Genomic DNA, 17,197 nt, shown 5'->3' on the forward strand with positions numbered 1-17,197 from the left:
TTACATAAAACAGGCCTTCGGGCTTGCATTCAACCGCGCCTTCATGTTTTAAATACCCTATTCACCATTGAGAAAAGGACAATTCATGTCAGAAGGCAAAAAGACTCAGCTTGTGACCGCTGGACGCAATAAAAAATGGACGCAAGGTGCCGTTAACCCGCCCGTACAACGCGCTTCAACCATTATATTTGATAGTGTAACCGAAAAGCGTCACGCGACCATTAACCGAGCCAATAAAACGTTATTTTACGGTCGTCGTGGAACCACGACCCACTTCGCGTTTCAAGAAGCGATGAGCAATATTGAGGGCGGTGCTGGTTGTGCACTTTATCCTTGTGGGGCCGCCGCCATCAGTAATACCATTCTTGCGTTTGTTCAGTCTGGCGATCACCTATTAATGGTCGACACCTGTTATGAACCAACTCGAGATTTCTGCAATACCGTCTTGAAGAGATTTGGGGTAGAAACCACCTATTATGACCCCATGATTGGCGAAGAGATTCATACCCTAATCCAGCCCAACACTAAGGTGTTATTTACCGAATCTCCCGGTTCAATCACAATGGAAGTGCAAGACATTCCAACCCTAGCACGAATCGCTCATGACCATGGCATTATTGTTATGATGGACAACACTTGGTCTGCTGGAGTCAACTTTTCAGCGTTAGACTATGGGGTGGATATTTCTATTCAAGCTGCGACAAAATACATCGTCGGACACTCCGATGTGATGTTGGGTACCGCAGTGGCTAAAGCACCATTTTGGGATCAACTGCGCGAACAGAGTTATTTAATGGGTCAATGCATTTCGCCTGATGATGCCTATCTTGGCCTACGCGGATTAAGAACGTTAGATGTCCGATTACGCCAACATGCCCAAAGTAGTCTAAAAGTGGCACAGTGGTTAGCGCAGCATCCGTTGGTTGATCATGTTCGTCACCCTGCACTAGAGAGTTGTCCTGGCCATCCGGTTTTTCAGCGAGATTTTACCGGAGGTAATGGTTTATTTTCTGTGGTGTTAAAAACTAGCTATCCACAAGCAACCACCGCTTTGCTCGATGGCATGCAGCACTTTAGTATGGGTTATTCATGGGGTGGCTTTGAAAGCCTGATTTTAGCGAATGAACCAAACAGCTTTGACAGTTTACGTACCGTGGCTAACCCCCATTTTACTGGCACACTGATTCGTTTGCATATTGGGTTAGAAGACGTCGATGACTTGATCGCGGATCTGGCACAAGGGTTCGTTCGTTATCAAACAATGTTAGCCGAAAAAATGGATCACTGAGCGTTGTTCAATCAAGCAGCAAATCAATCGGTTGATAATGCGTTTTGAATGCTATCGAAAATCACAAGCGGTTTTTACTCGATTAGAGCGTCATGGCGCTCTAATTTATCTAGCGGTGTGGGCAATGCAGCAAGTGATCATTGACCATCCCCACCGCCTGCATAAACGCATAGCAAATCGTTGGGCCGACGAACTTAAACCCATGTTGTTTTAAGCATTGGCTCATCGCATGAGACTCGCGGCTAGTACTCGGAATTTGTTTCCTATCCTGCCACTGATTGAGGATGGGTATTCCCCCCACAAACGACCAAAGCAGCTGACTTAAAGAGCCATATTCTGCTTGTAATACCAACGCAGCTCTCGCATTAGAAAAAACCGAGCCAATTTTCCCTCGGTGCTTGACCACATCAAACTGAGCAATAATAGCATCAATCTTAGAGTCATCATGACTGGCCAAAACCGTAAGATCATAATTCGAAAATGCTTGCCGATATCCTTCTCGTTTCTTAAGGATAGTCAGCCAACTGAGTCCGGCTTGTGCGCCTTCCAGCGTTAAAAATTCAAATAAAACCTGATCATCATAAATCGGTTTCCCCCACTCGGTGGCGTGATAATATCGCTCGAGAGGGTGTGTCATTTCCCACGCACAGACTATCGGTTCATTCATAATAAATACTCTATTTTTATCGATTAAACTCGATTCGTTTAACAAGCAAGACCACGGATAGTTAACACCAATGACAGACTACCCCTTAACCATAAATAATGACAAACCGAACACAGTAAATCATTGCTGAAGCTGGTTGTTAACCGTGCTCCATTTATCCAGCATCACGCCGCATTATGATGGAGATTAAGATTGAGCTATGCTTCATTTCGTGGCATGGTGCGATAATTTCAGTTACTTTCATCAGAAAATCATCATTAACCTTTGGAGAACCGACAAATGATCGATAAGCTGACCTTTTCATTTGGCCTTGTTCAGTAAAGAATGGTAAATTAACTGGATTTTGAGGCACAAGCTATCTCGCTTAGCCTTGTTGCTCACAGAAATACTTCACTATGAACTCTTTATTAAGACTGACTCTCGGATTATGCGCTCTCACCGTACTTACAGGCTGCGGCGAAAGTATTGATCATAACAATATTCGCCAGTCTGGCTTTGTGTATTGCGGTCAAAGTACCCCGACTACCTTTAATCCACAATTGGTAGATAGTGGTATTACCTCTGAAACGCTAAGCCCGCAAATATATGATACGCTATTAACCTTAAATCCAGAAACACACCTTCCACAGCCCAGTTTAGCAACCCAGTGGGTCGTTAAAAATCAAGGGCTAGAGTACTTTTTTACCCTGCGTCAAGACGTTCAGTTTCAATCAACCGCTTGGTTTACTCCAAGTCGTCCACTGAACGCCGAAGATGTTGTTTTCAGCTTCCGCCGAATCATTGATACCTCTCATCCTTTTCATGCCATAAACCACGCGACTTATCCTTGGTTTAGCAGCTTAGACTTTGCGGGACTGGTCCAAGACATCAAAGCGATTGATCCGCAAACGGTAAAATTTACTCTCAATCACCCAGACAATACTTTTCTTACTAATATTGCAACAACTTATGCGGTTATCCTTTCTGCCGAATATGCTCAACAGTTGGAATTAAACCATCAACGCGCAATGTTAGATAGCCATCCCGTTGGTACTGGGCCTTTTTATTTGGAGCAGTATCAGCCAAGTGACTTTATTCGATTACGGCGTCACTCTAACTATTGGAATGGCCCAGCACAGATGAGCCAAGTGGTGTTTGATATTTCGCAACGAGGTACTGGCACATTAGCCAAATTATTGCGCCATGAATGTGATGTATTGGTTTCTCCGATAGCCAGTCAGATTCCGACCATCAAAGCGCAATCAGATCTCGTTCTTGATACGACGTCAGCCATGAATGTCGCCTTTATTGCGGTAAATACCCAACGTCCTATTTTGCAAGATGTGCGCGTCCGTCAAGCACTGAATTTTGCTATTAATCGAAATAAAATTTTAGATTCAGTTTATTACGACACCGGCAGTGTTGCTTATAGCATTCTTCCGCCTTCCTCTTGGGCTTATCAACAAGATAGCGTTCAAGTCCGTTATGACCGACACTATGCCCTCGCCCTACTCAAAGAGGCTGGATTTAGCTCTGGACTTAAACTGACAATGTCTGTCCCGATTGAACCTAGAGCGTATAATCCTAGTCCAAGAAAGACCGCAGAATTAATTCAAGCCAACTTGGCAGATGTTGGGATAGATTTACATCTAATCTGGGAAGAGCGTTCAGAACGAAATGAGTTCTCAGCACGTGACGAGGTTGATTTATCTTTAACTGGCTGGGCAGGCGCAACCAGTAACCCAGATCATTTTCTACGCTCATTACTCTCATGTAATGCCAATCAGGCAGGCGTAAATGTTGCTCAATGGTGTGATCGTGAGTTTGATTTCCTATTGGATTTAGCGTTAGAAACTAACCGACCACGCTATCGATTAAACCTCTATACTCAGGCACAGAATATCTTAAATCAAGCCTTTCCCGTGATCTCATTAACACATGGTAAACAGTTTAAAGCTTACCACAAATCACTTACCGGATTTTATCTGAGCCCATTTAGTACTCAGCCTTTTCATACCATTGAGAGAATAAGTGAATAATGTTTAGTTACACACTGCGCCGATTAAACCTCTTTGTTATTACCTTGCTGATTTTAACCATGGTCGGTTATTCACTCCTACGCCTTGAACCCACATCGCCTATGGCTCATCAAGAGTTTTGGTTCGGTTGGTGGGTTTATCTTAAGCAACTCGTCAACTTAAACTTCGGGATCAGTAAAGGCGGGGTGGCTATTTTTGAAGAACTACTTTTTGTTTTTCCTGCCACACTAGAGCTTTGTTTCGTCGCCTTCATATTATCCTTATTGATTGGCATTCCACTAGGCACATTAGCTGGTATGAAACAAGGCAAATGGCTGGATACGATTATTTCATTTACCTCGATGTCAGGTTATTCAGCTCCGATTTTCTGGGTCGCTTTAATGATGATCATGATTTTCTCGCTTCAGTATGAAATTTTTCCCGTGGCGGGACGCTATGACCTACTCTATCAAATTAAGCCCGTAACCGGATTTGCCTTGATTGATGCTTTTCTTGCCCAAGGGCCTTATCGTAGCCATGCTCTAGCAAGCGTCATTGAGCATATGGTGCTGCCTTGCTTGGTGCTAGCTTTGGCACCGACGACTCAGATCACTGGATTAATGCGCGCCTCCGTTGCTAATGTGATGAGTGAAAATTATATTCGTGCCGCTCGCATCAAGGGACTCTCCTATTATCGGATTGTCACTCAACATGTGTTACGAAACGCAATCCCGCCTATTATTCCTAAGTTTGGTGTGCAGCTCTCAAGTATGTTGACACTGGCGATTATTACCGAATCGATCTTTAATTGGCCAGGAATTGGCCGCTGGTTACTCGATGCGCTGGCCAGTAAAGATTATGTTTCCATTCAAGCCGGGGTCATTGTGGTAGGCACTCTGGTGTTAACCGCCAGTATTCTCTCTGATTTAATCGGCACTCTGGTGAATCCTTTAGTAAGGAAGGAATGGTATGCTAACCAATAATGTTTACCAAGAAGAGCATATTCCAAGCCAATTTGAACGTTTTTGGCGTAGTTACAAAGCGAATAAGCTGGCGATGTTTGGTTTATGGTGTCTAGGAATTATCTTCATTTTTACATTATCTTCACATTGGATCATACCTCATGATCCTCATATCGCTTCTGGGGAATTATTAATGCCACCGTCGTGGGATCCTTCAGGAACCGTGCAATTTTTTTTGGGTACTGATGATTTTGGACGCGATATTTTATCTCGCTTAATAGATGGCTCACGAATTACCTTTGGTGCTGCGTTATTGATCACACTAATTGCCACGCTGATTGGTTGTGTGATCGGAACATTGGCGGGCATGACTAAAGGGCTACTATCTAGCATCTTGAATCATTTACTTGATACCGTCATGTCGATCCCCTCGCTACTTCTAGCGATTATTTTCGTGGCATTTTTAGGGGTCGGAGAGTTCAATATTATGCTCGCTATCTGTTTAGCATTGATCCCTCGGTTTATTCGTTCCGTCTATATTACTGTGCATAGTGAAGTAGAAAAAGACTACATTCTAGCCGCTCGCTTAGATGGAGCTAGCGATGTCTATTTACTTTGGTATTCCATCTTACCTAATATTTTACCCGTGATAACCGCAGAAGTAACCATGGCATTATCGATTGCAATTTTAGATATTTCAGCATTAGGCTTTTTAGGTCTGGGGGCGCAATCACCAAGTACTGAGTGGGGAGCCATGTTAGGTGATGCCGTTGAACTAATTTACCTTGCCCCCTGGACGGTCACATTACCGGGTATCGCCATTATGTTTACTGTTGTTATGATCAACCTCGTTGGTGAAGGGGTTCGCCAAGCGCTCAATGCGGGAGTTGAATAATGCCATTACTTGATATCCGTCATCTCACGATTGAAATTGATACCCCACAAGGTATTGTTAAAGCCGTTGATCGGATGAGTTTAACCATGAATGAAGGTGAAATTCGTGGTTTGGTTGGTGAGTCTGGCTCAGGAAAAAGTTTAGTTGCGAAAGCAATTGTTGGGGTGAGTAAAGAAAACTGGCGCATCAGCGCTGATCGATTAAGACTGGGAAATGTAGACTTATTACAACTTACCCCTCGTGAGCGTCGGCGAGTGATCGCTCGTGACATTGCGATGATTTTTCAAGAGCCATCTACCTGTCTCGATCCTTCTGAAAAAATCGGTGAACAATTAATCGAATCGATTCCTTCCCGAACCTTTGAGGGCCGTTGGTGGCAACGCTTTACTTGGCGAAAAAAACAAGCAATTGCTTTATTGCATAAAGTCGGTATTAAAGATCATCGACGTATTATGAGCAGCTATCCTTACGAAATGACGGATGGCGAATGCCAAAAAGTAATGATCGCCATGGCGATTGCAGCAAAACCTAAGTTATTAATTGCAGATGAGCCAACCAATGACTTAGACCCGATCACTCAATCGCAAATTTTGCGCTTACTCAGCAGAATGAATCAGGTCAATAACACCTCTATTTTACTGATTGGACATGACTTAACGACCATTACCCAGTGGGCAAACCGAATCACCGTTATGTATTGCGGCCAATCTGTTGAATCTGCTGATACACAAAAAATCATGACCGAACCAAAGCACCCTTATACGGTTGCACTACTTAAAGCCATGCCTGATTTTAGCGACTGGATTCCTCATAAACAAAAATTACAATCTTTACCGGGATCTATTCCTCCACTTCAGCACTTGCCTATCGGTTGTCGGCTCGGCCCTCGCTGCCCTTACGCACAACGCCAATGCGTTGAAGTGCCTGCGACTCGTTGGGTTAAAAATCATAAATTTGCCTGTCATTTCCCACTCAACATGGAGCCCTAGCCATGAGTGCATCATTATTAGAAGTCAACCAGCTATCTAAAGACTTTATCACTCGCTCTGGCTTATTCCGTAAAAAAATTCAACAGGCGGTAAAACCCGTTAGTTTTTGTTTAGAAGCTGGGCAAACTATCGGTTTTATTGGCCAAAATGGCTCAGGAAAGTCAACTTTAGCTCGGATGCTAGCAGGTATGGTCGAGCCAACCTGTGGCGAAATTTTAGTGAATGGCGAGCGACTTGAACACCAAGATTACTCAACACGTTGTAAGTTAATCCGGATGATTTTTCAAGATCCTAACACATCACTCAACCCTCGACTGCAAATTGGTCGAATTTTAGAAGGTCCACTCAAGCGTAATACCAATATGACGCCTGAAGCACGACTAAAGCGAGTCAAAGACACCTTACTTCGGGTGGGGTTACTGCCTGAGCATGCTTATTTCTATCCACAAATGCTAGCAACGGGGCAAAAGCAACGGGTCTGTTTAGCTCGTGCGCTCATTTTGCAACCTTCAATCATTATTGCTGATGAAGCTTTAAATGGTTTAGACATGGCCATGCGTTCACAGATCATCAATCTTTTTCTTGAACTACAAGAAGAGATGGGCGTCTCGTTTATTTATGTTTCCCAACATATTGGTATCGTCAAACATATCACTGATAAAGTGATGGTCATGCATGAAGGTGAAGTGGTTGAATTCGGAGATACCTTGCAAGTGCTCTCTGAACCTCAGCATCCAATCACCCAGCGGATGATCGAAAGCCATTTTCAAAAAGCACCGAGTTTCAAATAATATCCGTGCAACATAACAAAAGGCCCACATACTAATGTGGGCCTTTTGTTATACAAGAACACAAATGCGCTTCTAGCGCGCTTTTTGTTGTTTATTCAGCTCGAAGTCGAACTCATCAGGAAATAAAACCACGCCCTCTTCTTTATCATTTGGAAAAACAACAACCGACAATTGATCGTCACTTAACCCAGGAGTCCAACGGCTACGCCATTGATGAAGAGGAATGGCTTGGGCCTGGCAATCAGCCCACTCACCCGTCGCCCAAGCCTGAGCCAACTCTTGGTGAGGCCAGACCGGAACACAGTCGTCATCTTCTGTATTTAGCATTACACATCCGTGTTGATCCGTTAAAATCCACACCTGTTGATGCTCAATGATCTGCTTGAGCGAGTATTTCATCCGCTGATCTGAATCATACTGATTAAGCGCTGAAATTTGCTCTGCGTTCAGTGAATCTACCATGGTTTACTCCCACCGTTTTTCGTGCTGAGATAATACCTTAATTGAATGATTACGCTAGTTCCGTTTGTAACCAAGGCCAACCTTGTTTCTTACGACTGAGGGTATTATGCATCATTAGTACACCATCTTGCGCATGTTTCTCTAATTTAGTTGACCATTCACCTTTAAAGAGCAAACGCGTTTGAGCGGTGGTAATATCCGTTAACATCAAAGCGGCTAACGCTAAATTATCTTCCTCACAACGACGTTGTAAATCCATTTCTAAGTCGTCAATCAGATCGCCGACCTGCTCTAAGGTCGCTAACTCGACTTGTCCCACAATCACATTGCGTCCATCAAGAGGATAAGCTTTCAGATCTTTTTCTACTAACTGAGCAGCACTTAAGCCTTCAATATCCGTTTTTGCAATTAATAACTGTTGTGTAAATGCACCTAAATCCTCTACTTGAGCTAAGCTGGCCAATTCAGTTACCGCTTGTTTATCTTTTTCAGTACAGGTTGGAGAAGCAAAACCGACCGTATCAGACAAAATAGCAGACATCATTAAAATTGCTAATGGCCGAGTGATAGGAAGCCCTTCCATCTTGCATAAGTTAAATAAGATGGTGCAAGTACACCCCACAGGCCAAATCCAGGCTTCAAGCGGATTAATTGTCATCACATCACCTAAACGATGGTGATCGACAATGCCCAGAATTTCAGCTTGGCTCAGATCATCCGGCGCTTGTGCCATATCGCTATAATCCACCAACCAGACTTTCTCACCCGCCACCGAGGTGCGAAGTTCAGGAGCAGCCACTCCTGCTTGATTTAAAATATGCTGAGTTTCTCGGCTTATTTCACCCTGACGGATGGCTTTGGCTTTTACACCACGAGCATTGAGTAGTTCTGCTGCAACTAACGCACTACAAATACTATCACTGTCTGGATTTTTATGACCTACCACTAAAATCATTGCTTTTCCTACTGAATTTGTCTTAAAAATGGGTTATCTATCCGGAAACTCAATGTACAAAATTTCATGATACATACTTGGTGCTACATCAAGAAAAATGCAATTTCTCCACTATTTGTTGCCCGCTTTCATCTCTTTAACACAAGCAAAAGATAAGCACACTGATATATGGTGATTATTTAGCCATGGCAGTTATTTATTGATGTTAAAACAACATTACTGATAAGTGAAAAGCAGAGAATAGACGAAAAGTTAACAAAATAAGCATTTGTATCTTTTTATTATCAATAGAAGGTATTTTAAAAAGAAAAATAAGGTTTTTATTGCTTGTAATACGATAAAAGGCTGTAACACTGCTCAAATCATCACCAGCAATAAACGCCTAATGAAACAAAATAAATGAAATATTAATTTAGCAAATCAGAGAGTTAAGGTTACTCACGGGCTTTAAAGCAACTTATCCACAGAAAATGTGGATAACAAAGCGATAAAATCGCCCACTTATGACGATTTTATCCCAAATTGATTAATCTTTAAGGTATATCAACCAATACCATATACCAACGAACACACCACCGCCGACAATATTACCTAATGTTACAGGAATCAGATTATTCATGATAAAGTTAACCATGGTTAGATCTGCATATTGAGTTATATCTGCCCCTGTCACCTGCCAAAAGCTTTCAGGCGCGACATACTTAATGCCAATAGCCATCGGAACTTGGTACATATTCGCAATACAGTGTTCAAAGCCTGACGAAACAAACATCGCCACCGGTAAGATCAATACCATAACTTTATCCGTTAATGAACGCGCACTGAATGTCATCCATACGGCCAGACAGACCAAGATATTACACATTAACCCGAGCGAAAAAGCTTGGAAGAATCCATGGTGCAGCTTATGTTCAGCAATAGCCATCGCATTCAACCCCAACTGACCGCCATCCTCCATAAATTGCCGAGTCGAAAGCATAATAGCCACAAGCAAAACAGAACCGCATAAATTACCAAAGTAAACCACGATCCAGTTTTTTACTAATTGAGGCCACGAGATTTTTCCACTGGCTTTGGCTACCAAAGTTAATACTGAACTGGTAAATAATTCACCACCAGTAATCACAACTAGAATAAGGCCTAAACTAAAAGCTAAGCCACCGATTAATTTAGTAATACCATAAGGAATATCTTGGGCTCCGGTCGTGACCACCGTATAAAAAATAAAAGCAATGCCGATATGTATACCCGCAGAAATGGCTAATAAAAATGATTTGTAGATAGGCTTGGTTGCTTTACTTTCCCCTGTTACCGCCGCACGTTCAGCCATTTGTGGTGGAAGAAGAGAGTCAAATTGGTTCAGATCCATAAATAATGTTACATTTTGATACACACAAAAGAATGGCGGATAATCGCTCTATTTCTACGATTATTCAAGGGTTATTGTTCAGGTTTACTAAAAATGTTTTAAACGTGATTCTTAGCACAAAGATAGCACTTTCCCTGACCAGATAAATGCGCAAAAAAAACACATAATGGTTCAAGATAACAGTTCTACCGCATAATAATTGCGTCTTCCAGCGTCGCCCTTTATGGTAAAAAGAAATTAACCATAGAGGGTTTGCGATGAAGTTTTCACCCCATCACCTTGATGAATTAAACCTGCTACTTCAGTTTGATGTCAGCAGTGCAGCAACCGGAATCAAAGTCCACACTGATGCGGCAGAAACAATCAAAAATGCCGTTCAACGCCTGTATGATAAAGGGCTATGTACTTTACCAGACGGTGGGTACCTTACTCATGAAGGCATTGTCATGGCTGAGCAAGCGGATCGCATTTTACAAGTTCTCTCCCACCCTTAATGACGGCTCCCTAAGTCACCGACCATGACTTAGGGTTCTGGTATTTCTAATCAGCACCCCTTAGTATAGACAGTACGTTTACTCACAGAAGTCATCACATGCAACGGATCGCCATCATAGGAGCAGGCTGGTTGGGCCTACCTCTTGCACTGCATTTACAGCAAGCCGGTCATTGGGTTTGTGCTAGCCGTACCAGCCAACAAAGGCTGATAGAATTAGAAGCAAAAGGCATTACTGGTTTTGTTTGCCAATTACCCCAAGCTGAGGCATTAGCGGAGACATTAATCCATAATCGCTGTGACACGTTGATCGGTTGCTTTCCTCCTGGCTTTCGCGTGCAGCAAGGGACACAGTACATGGCAAGCTGGCAAACGTTGGTCGCCCAAGCTAAACGCGCACAAGTAAAAAAAATCATTATGATCAGCTCAACCAGCGTCTATCCAAACCAAGCAAAAGAGATGTTGGAATCAGATGCCTCATTGTCGCTTACTAAGCATAATGATCTTTTTTCAGAAAAAGCCAACATTTTATTAGCCGCTGAGCAATCTGTGATTGACAGTGGGATTGATTATACCTTACTACGATGTAGTGGGCTTATCGGCCCCAATCGACATCCAGCCCGATTTGCCGCACGACTTTCTCAAGTCAGTGATTTAGCGCCCGCGAACATGCTGCATTTAATCGATGCCATTCGTGCCATTGATTTTTCTCTCCAACACCTAAGCCACCAAGTGGTCAACGTCACGACGCCTAATACCGTGAGTAAAGCTGTGTTTTATCAAGCGGCACTTGAGTCAGTCAACGCTGAGACCCCACTGCCCCCTATCGTGCATCTTGCCGATAAACGTATCCTTTGCAACAAGCTGCTCGATGCCGGTTTTTCTTTTCATTATTCTGATACGCTAAAGGCATTAGATCACCATGAGTAACCATCTTTATCAACATTTAGAAACACTGTGGCAATTTATGCAAATGGGTCATGTGCTTCAGCCTGCCGATGTTATTATTGTGCCTGGGAGTAATGACACTCGGGTCGCCGAAGTGGCCTGCCATCTCTATCAACAAGGGTTAGCACCATGGGTGCTTTTTTCTGGTAATGTTGGACGATTTACCCAAGGGTTATTTGATCAAAGTGAAGCAGAAACCTTTGCACAGATCGCAAAAGAATGCGGTTTACCAAGTGACGCTATTTTAATTGAGCCTCAGGCCACCCATAGTGGTGAAAATGTCTTGTTGAGTTATCAATTACTAAAAGAAAAGGGAATAAAAACAGAGCGTATTTTGGTTGCTCATAAGCCGTATATGGAACGCAGAGCTTATGCGACGTTTATGAAACAGTGGCCTGAACAACTAAAATTACTCCAAGTGACTTCTTCTTCGGACACACTATTTGATTACCTCACTGAAGACTTAACCTTAGATTTTATCATTCAAGCTTTAGTCGAAGATTTTGAACGTATTCAGCATTATCCTGCGCAAGGTTTTCAAATAGAACAAATGATTCCAGATGATGTGTTGCTTGCTCACCAAGCCCTCAAACCACTTACGATTTGACTCGATCAGGATGGGTTTCCCATCCTGATTTAATCTCAAACTTTATCGTCCTAATGCTTCTTTATAGTGCTGACGACACACTGAAACATATCGATCATTACCACCAATATCGACTTGATCACCTTCAGAGATTGCTTGACCATTTTTATCGGTACGAATTACCATGTTGGCTTTTCGTCCGCAGTGGCAAATGGTCTTCAACTCGATCAATTTATCTGCCCACGACAGCAAATATTTACTACCTTCAAACAGTTCACCTAAAAAATCAGTCCGTAACCCATAACATAAGACCGGAATACCTAGTCTATCGACCACTTCTGTTAACTGGTAGACTTGTTGACGAGTCAGAAACTGGCATTCATCGACTAAAACACAATGGCGTTTTTGCTCACGGTTGAGAACCGTGATGGCTTCGAGTAAATCAGTTTCTTGTTGAAAAAGGTGAGCATCCGCTTCCAGACCGATACGAGAACACACTTTACCGACCCCGAAACGATCGTCTATCGCGGCGGTAAAGATAACCGGAGTCATTCCCCGTTCTTGATAATTGAAGGAAGATTGCAATAAAGTGGTCGATTTACCCGCATTCATTGCTGAGTAATAAAAATACATCTGAGCCAACGGAAAGTTTTCCTTTAAAAACATAAAAAGCGCATTATTGTAGCAAATATTTATAAGCTGTGGATTTATCTGACTGACAATATGGCGATAAAAAAGGGTGGCATTGCCACCCTAAAGTAAAAGAGTCTTGAAAGTAAAAGAATCTTGGTTATTCTGCTTTTGCTTGAGCCAGATTAACCGCAATAGCTAACTCGTCCAAAGCGGCAGGATTAGCCATGCTAGGCGCATCGGTCAATAGACATGCGGCTGCCGTCGTTTTCGGGAACGCAATCACATCACGAATGTTTTCTGTACCACACAACAACATCACAAGGCGGTCTAAGCCAAAGGCTAATCCAGCATGTGGTGGTGTGCCAAATTTAAGCGCGTCAAGTAAGAAACCAAATTTCAAGCGTTGTTCGTGCTCATCAATTCCTAAAATATCAAACACCGCCGCTTGCATGGTTGCATCATGAATACGAACCGAGCCACCGCCGACTTCATACCCATTGAGTACCATATCATAAGCATTTGATAGTGCTTCGCTTGGGTTTGCTTTTAGTTGTTCGGCGGTCATATTCAATGGTGAAGTAAATGGATGGTGCATGGCGGCAATATTGCCTTCTTCATCCGCTTCAAACATGGGGAAATCGATCACCCAAAGAGGAGCCCAAGCCATTCCATTGGTAATGTTAAGATCTTTGCCAACTTTAAGACGCAAAGCTCCCATCGCTTCCGCTACAACATTGGCTTTATCTGCACCAAACAAAATAATATCGCCATCTTGGGCTTGAGTACGCTCAATAATAGCATTTACGATGGCTTCATTGAGAAACTTAGCCACAGGTGACTGGATGCCATCGATACCGGCATTCACATCATTAACTTTTAACCATGCCAAGCCTTTCGCACCATAAATAGCAACAAATGTCGTATATTCATCAAGCTGTTTACGAGATAACGCTGCGCCACCCGGCACGCGAAGTGCGGCAACTCGACCTTTCTCATCATTGGCAGGTGCTGAGAACACTTTGAAGTCAACCGCCTTGAGTAAATCTGCGACGTCGATAAGCTCCATCGGGTTACGTAAATCGGGCTTATCGCTACCAAAGCGGCGCATGGCTTCACTGTATGACATGACAGGGAACGGCCCCAAATCAACATCGAGTAACTCATGCCACATCTCACGAATCATTTGCTCGGTCACCTCACGCACCTGATCCGCTGTCATAAATGAAGTTTCAATATCGATCTGGGTAAATTCTGGTTGACGATCGGCACGTAAATCTTCATCACGGAAACATTTTACGATTTGGTAGTAGCGATCAAAACCAGACATCATTAATAGTTGTTTAAACAACTGAGGAGACTGAGGCAGCGCGTAAAAACTCCCTTTATGAACTCGGCTAGGCACAAGATAATCACGAGCACCTTCTGGTGTTGCTTTGGTCAGTACTGGGGTTTCAATATCTAAAAAACCTTGATTATCAAGGAAGCGACGAACAAAACTTGAGGCCTTAGCGCGTAACTTAATACGGTCACTCATTTCTGGACGACGTAAATCAAGGTAACGATATTTTAAACGCTGTTCTTCTGAGTTTTTCTGGTTAAAGTCGAGTGGTAATACATCAGAACGGTTAATAATCTGTAATGCTGAGGCCAAAACTTCCACTTCACCGGTTGCCATACTATGGTTAACTTGGCTATCTGGACGAGCGCGGACTTCACCGGTGAGTTGAATGCAAAATTCATTACGAAGTTGGTTGGCGACAGAAAATACATCGGCCATATCGGGATCAACCACAACCTGAACGATACCTTCACGATCTCGCATATCAATAAAAATAAGACCGCCTAAGTCACGACGGCGATTAACCCAACCGCATAATTCTACGGTTTGTCCTGCAAGGGACTTGTTCAGGTGACCACAATAATGGCTACGCATAATGAAATTCCCAACCTCTATATTTATCATCTAATTTTCAAGCCGCAGATACTACGATTATCCCTACGACACATGGTTCCATTTATACGCTGAAAGCGGGTGAAGATCGACCTTCCAGAATATAATTTTACTGTGTTTTATTCCGCACGCTTTACTTTGCTTAATAATCAAGCAGATTTTGATTAAAGCACCAGCAATGGAAAAATTGGCGCTGATTATAGCGCTAAAATAGCGTCTTCTTCAAAGAAACGCGTCCTCGTTTTATTGAGTAGGCATGTTGGGTGCTCCCCATAGAAGTAACCGAACGAACCACGTTCCCACCACAGACCCTAATGACAGAAACTGAAAATTTTCATAAAATGTGCCCCTTTTCCATCTTTGAGCGATACATTTAGTTCAATTGATACCGGCATAAGGTGCTCCTATGAGCTCAAAAGACACTATATTCTCAGCCCCAATAGAAAAAATCGGTGATTTTACCTTCGATGAACGGGTGGTCGAAGTCTTCCCCGATATGATTCAGCGCTCAGTGCCAGGCTACAGTAATATTATATCGGCGATTGGCATGCTTGCTGAACGCTTTGCAAAACCGCATAGCCATTTATATGACTTAGGTTGCTCCTTAGGGGCGGCCACACTTTCTATGCGTCGCCACATTAAGCAAGAAGGCTGTAAAATCATTGGGGTAGACAATTCATCGGCGATGGTTGAACGCTGTAAACTACACGTGAATGCTTACCGTTCTGATACCCCGGTCGAAATCATTGAAGCCGACATTCGTGATGTGACGATTGAGAATGCATCGGTAGTGGTACTTAATTTTACTTTACAGTTTTTATCGCCTAACGATCGCTATACACTGCTTGAAAAAGTCTATGCAGGCTTGCGTCCGGGCGGAATTTTAATTATCTCAGAGAAATTTATCTTCCCTGATGAGAGCGCTCATGAGCTATTGATCGATTTACACCATGACTTTAAACGCGCTAATGGCTATAGCGAGTTAGAAATTAGTCAAAAACGCAGTGCTATCGAAAACGTCATGCGTCCTGATTCGGTAGAGAGCCATAAAAAACGCTTTAAACAGTTGGGTTTTTCAAGCTACGAAGTCTGGTTTCAATGCTTTAATTTCGGCTCTATGTTCGCCATAAAATAATTCTATCGACCCCATGGCCAATCACACATCACTTTTGTTTGGACATCGGGTTTGTGCACGATTTAGGAACACATTCCATGTTTAATTTTGGTCCACTTTATCAACGCCTTGCTCAAGATACTCGTCTACAGCCTTGGTTAGACGTTCTGCCTAAGCAACTGTCTGATTGGCAAGAAAAACCTCATGGCGATCTGGATCGCTGGTTACGTGCTTTACATAAAATTTCTGATACTCCACCAGATACCGTTGATTTAAAAACAGCAGTGAATGTCTACAACCACCAGCCACTGGCGACCGGAGAGCAGAAGAAGTTAGAAAACTTGCTAAAAACGTTTCATCCATGGCGCAAGGGCCCCTATTTTCTTCATGGTATTCATATTGATACCGAGTGGCGAAGTGATTGGAAATGGGATCGCCTTCTGCCACATATTTCACCGTTAAAAGGTCGCTCAGTATTGGATGTCGGTTGTGGCAACGGCTACCATATGTGGCGTATGCTCGGTGAAGGCGCATACCAAGTGATCGGCATTGACCCATCAGAACTGTTTCTCATTCAATTTGAAGCGGTTCGCAAGTTAATGGGGAACGATCAGCGCGTCCATCTCGTTCCATTAGGCATTGAACAACTCCCGATGTTACAAGCCTTTGATACGGTATTTAGTATGGGCGTCTTATATCACCGACGCTCGCCGCTAGATCACCTGATGCAACTAAAAAGTCAATTGGTCGAAGGCGGAGAATTGGTTCTAGAAACCTTAGTGATTGAAGGGGATGAAAATGCAGTATTAGTGCCGTTTGATCGCTATGCTCAAATGCGTAACGTTTACTTTTTTCCTTCCGCCAAAGCGCTCAAAGGTTGGTTAGAAAAAGTCGGGTTTGTCGATGTCCGTATCGTTGATGAAAATACCACTTCATTCGAGGAGCAAAGAACCACAGAATGGATGACGCATAATTCTCTCCCCGACTACATTGATGCTGATGATGCAAGTAAAACGGTTGAAGGATACCCAGCGCCAAGACGGGCAATTTTAATTGCCAAAAAACCATAATTGACACAGTTTTAACCCGCTCATTGG

17 protein-coding genes are annotated in these 17,197 nt (G+C 43.1%); 11 read left to right on the top strand and 6 right to left on the bottom strand.

The window, feature by feature from the left end:
* The first annotated feature begins 85 nt into the window (after positions 1-85).
* Positions 86-1,288, top strand: coding sequence for a cystathionine beta-lyase (locus FKN05_RS03835; RefSeq protein WP_161427701.1), 1,203 nt, complete (start codon positions 86-88; stop codon positions 1,286-1,288).
* A 109-nt stretch (positions 1,289-1,397) separates the two neighbouring features.
* Here FKN05_RS03835 and FKN05_RS03840 read toward each other — a convergent pair whose 3' ends face one another.
* Positions 1,398-1,958, bottom strand: a complete 561-nt coding sequence (locus FKN05_RS03840; RefSeq protein ID WP_524540894.1) for a DNA-3-methyladenine glycosylase I — start codon at positions 1,956-1,958, stop codon at positions 1,398-1,400.
* Between the two features lie 392 nt (positions 1,959-2,350).
* Between FKN05_RS03840 and sapA the strand changes: the two genes are divergently transcribed.
* From sapA to FKN05_RS03865, 5 genes are read left to right on the top strand one after another with little or no spacing between them, the layout of a single operon-like run.
* Complete coding sequence (gene sapA, locus FKN05_RS03845) at positions 2,351-3,973, top strand: ABC transporter substrate-binding protein SapA (RefSeq protein WP_170886931.1); 1,623 nt, start codon at positions 2,351-2,353, stop codon at positions 3,971-3,973.
* The gene (locus FKN05_RS03850) at positions 3,973-4,935 is read left to right on the top strand and encodes an ABC transporter permease (RefSeq protein ID WP_170886932.1); all 963 of its coding nucleotides are present in this window, start codon (positions 3,973-3,975) and stop codon (positions 4,933-4,935) included. The genes sapA and FKN05_RS03850 overlap by 1 nt, the downstream gene beginning before the upstream one ends.
* Positions 4,922-5,809 carry a putrescine export ABC transporter permease SapC gene (gene sapC, locus FKN05_RS03855; RefSeq protein WP_170886933.1) on the top strand — a complete coding sequence of 296 codons (888 nt, stop codon included), beginning with the start codon at positions 4,922-4,924 and terminating at the stop codon, positions 5,807-5,809. The genes FKN05_RS03850 and sapC overlap by 14 nt, the downstream gene beginning before the upstream one ends.
* Positions 5,809-6,798, top strand: coding sequence for a peptide ABC transporter ATP-binding protein (locus FKN05_RS03860; protein ID WP_161427698.1), 990 nt, complete (start codon positions 5,809-5,811; stop codon positions 6,796-6,798). The genes sapC and FKN05_RS03860 overlap by 1 nt, the downstream gene beginning before the upstream one ends.
* A gap of 2 nt (positions 6,799-6,800) precedes the next feature.
* Positions 6,801-7,589 (top strand): peptide ABC transporter ATP-binding protein, encoded by a 789-nt coding sequence (locus FKN05_RS03865; RefSeq protein ID WP_099612346.1) that lies wholly within the window; start codon positions 6,801-6,803, stop codon positions 7,587-7,589.
* Between the two features lie 72 nt (positions 7,590-7,661).
* Here the strand turns inward: FKN05_RS03865 and FKN05_RS03870 are convergent, their stop codons facing one another.
* The 3 genes from FKN05_RS03870 to focA all read right to left on the bottom strand — a co-directional run bounded on the left by FKN05_RS03870 (position 7,662) and on the right by focA (position 10,375).
* Positions 7,662-8,051 (bottom strand): DUF2750 domain-containing protein, encoded by a 390-nt coding sequence (locus FKN05_RS03870; protein WP_099612345.1) that lies wholly within the window; start codon positions 8,049-8,051, stop codon positions 7,662-7,664.
* Between the two features lie 49 nt (positions 8,052-8,100).
* A complete protein-coding gene (locus tag FKN05_RS03875) occupies positions 8,101-9,006 on the bottom strand; it encodes a manganese-dependent inorganic pyrophosphatase (RefSeq protein ID WP_170886934.1) in 906 nt (301 codons plus the stop codon).
* A gap of 526 nt (positions 9,007-9,532) precedes the next feature.
* A complete protein-coding gene (focA, locus tag FKN05_RS03880; protein ID WP_099612343.1) occupies positions 9,533-10,375 on the bottom strand; it encodes a formate transporter FocA in 843 nt (280 codons plus the stop codon).
* 257 nt (positions 10,376-10,632) lie between these two features.
* On the opposite strand from focA, the gene FKN05_RS03885 reads away from it, so the two are divergent.
* The 3 genes from FKN05_RS03885 (at position 10,633) to FKN05_RS03895 (ending at position 12,423) form a co-directional block, all read left to right on the top strand.
* A complete protein-coding gene (locus FKN05_RS03885; RefSeq protein ID WP_099612342.1) occupies positions 10,633-10,869 on the top strand; it encodes a TIGR02647 family protein in 237 nt (78 codons plus the stop codon).
* A 98-nt stretch (positions 10,870-10,967) separates the two neighbouring features.
* On the top strand, positions 10,968-11,798 hold the full coding sequence (locus tag FKN05_RS03890; protein ID WP_170886935.1) for an NAD(P)H-binding protein: 831 nt from the start codon (positions 10,968-10,970) through the stop codon (positions 11,796-11,798).
* Complete coding sequence (locus FKN05_RS03895; RefSeq protein WP_099612340.1) at positions 11,791-12,423, top strand: YdcF family protein; 633 nt, start codon at positions 11,791-11,793, stop codon at positions 12,421-12,423. Before FKN05_RS03890 ends, FKN05_RS03895 begins: the two co-directional genes overlap by 8 nt.
* A 42-nt stretch (positions 12,424-12,465) precedes the next feature.
* Here the strand turns inward: FKN05_RS03895 and FKN05_RS03900 are convergent, their stop codons facing one another.
* Entirely contained in the window at positions 12,466-13,044 is a 579-nt protein-coding gene (locus FKN05_RS03900; RefSeq protein WP_099612655.1) for a thymidine kinase, read from the bottom strand.
* A gap of 148 nt (positions 13,045-13,192) precedes the next feature.
* Positions 13,193-14,968: an aspartate--tRNA ligase gene (aspS, locus tag FKN05_RS03905; RefSeq protein ID WP_170886936.1), complete on the bottom strand. Its 1,776-nt coding sequence runs from the start codon at positions 14,966-14,968 to the stop codon at positions 13,193-13,195.
* 424 nt (positions 14,969-15,392) lie between these two features.
* Between aspS and cmoA the strand changes: the two genes are divergently transcribed.
* Positions 15,393-16,121, top strand: a complete 729-nt coding sequence (cmoA, locus tag FKN05_RS03910; protein ID WP_099612339.1) for a carboxy-S-adenosyl-L-methionine synthase CmoA — start codon at positions 15,393-15,395, stop codon at positions 16,119-16,121.
* Between the two features lie 77 nt (positions 16,122-16,198).
* A complete protein-coding gene (cmoB, locus tag FKN05_RS03915) occupies positions 16,199-17,170 on the top strand; it encodes a tRNA 5-methoxyuridine(34)/uridine 5-oxyacetic acid(34) synthase CmoB (protein WP_099612338.1) in 972 nt (323 codons plus the stop codon).
* Positions 17,171-17,197: the final 27 nt, after the last annotated feature.

Source organism: Vibrio sp. 1-1(7) (assembly GCF_013048485.1).
GTDB lineage: Bacteria > Pseudomonadota > Gammaproteobacteria > Enterobacterales > Vibrionaceae > Vibrio > Vibrio fujianensis.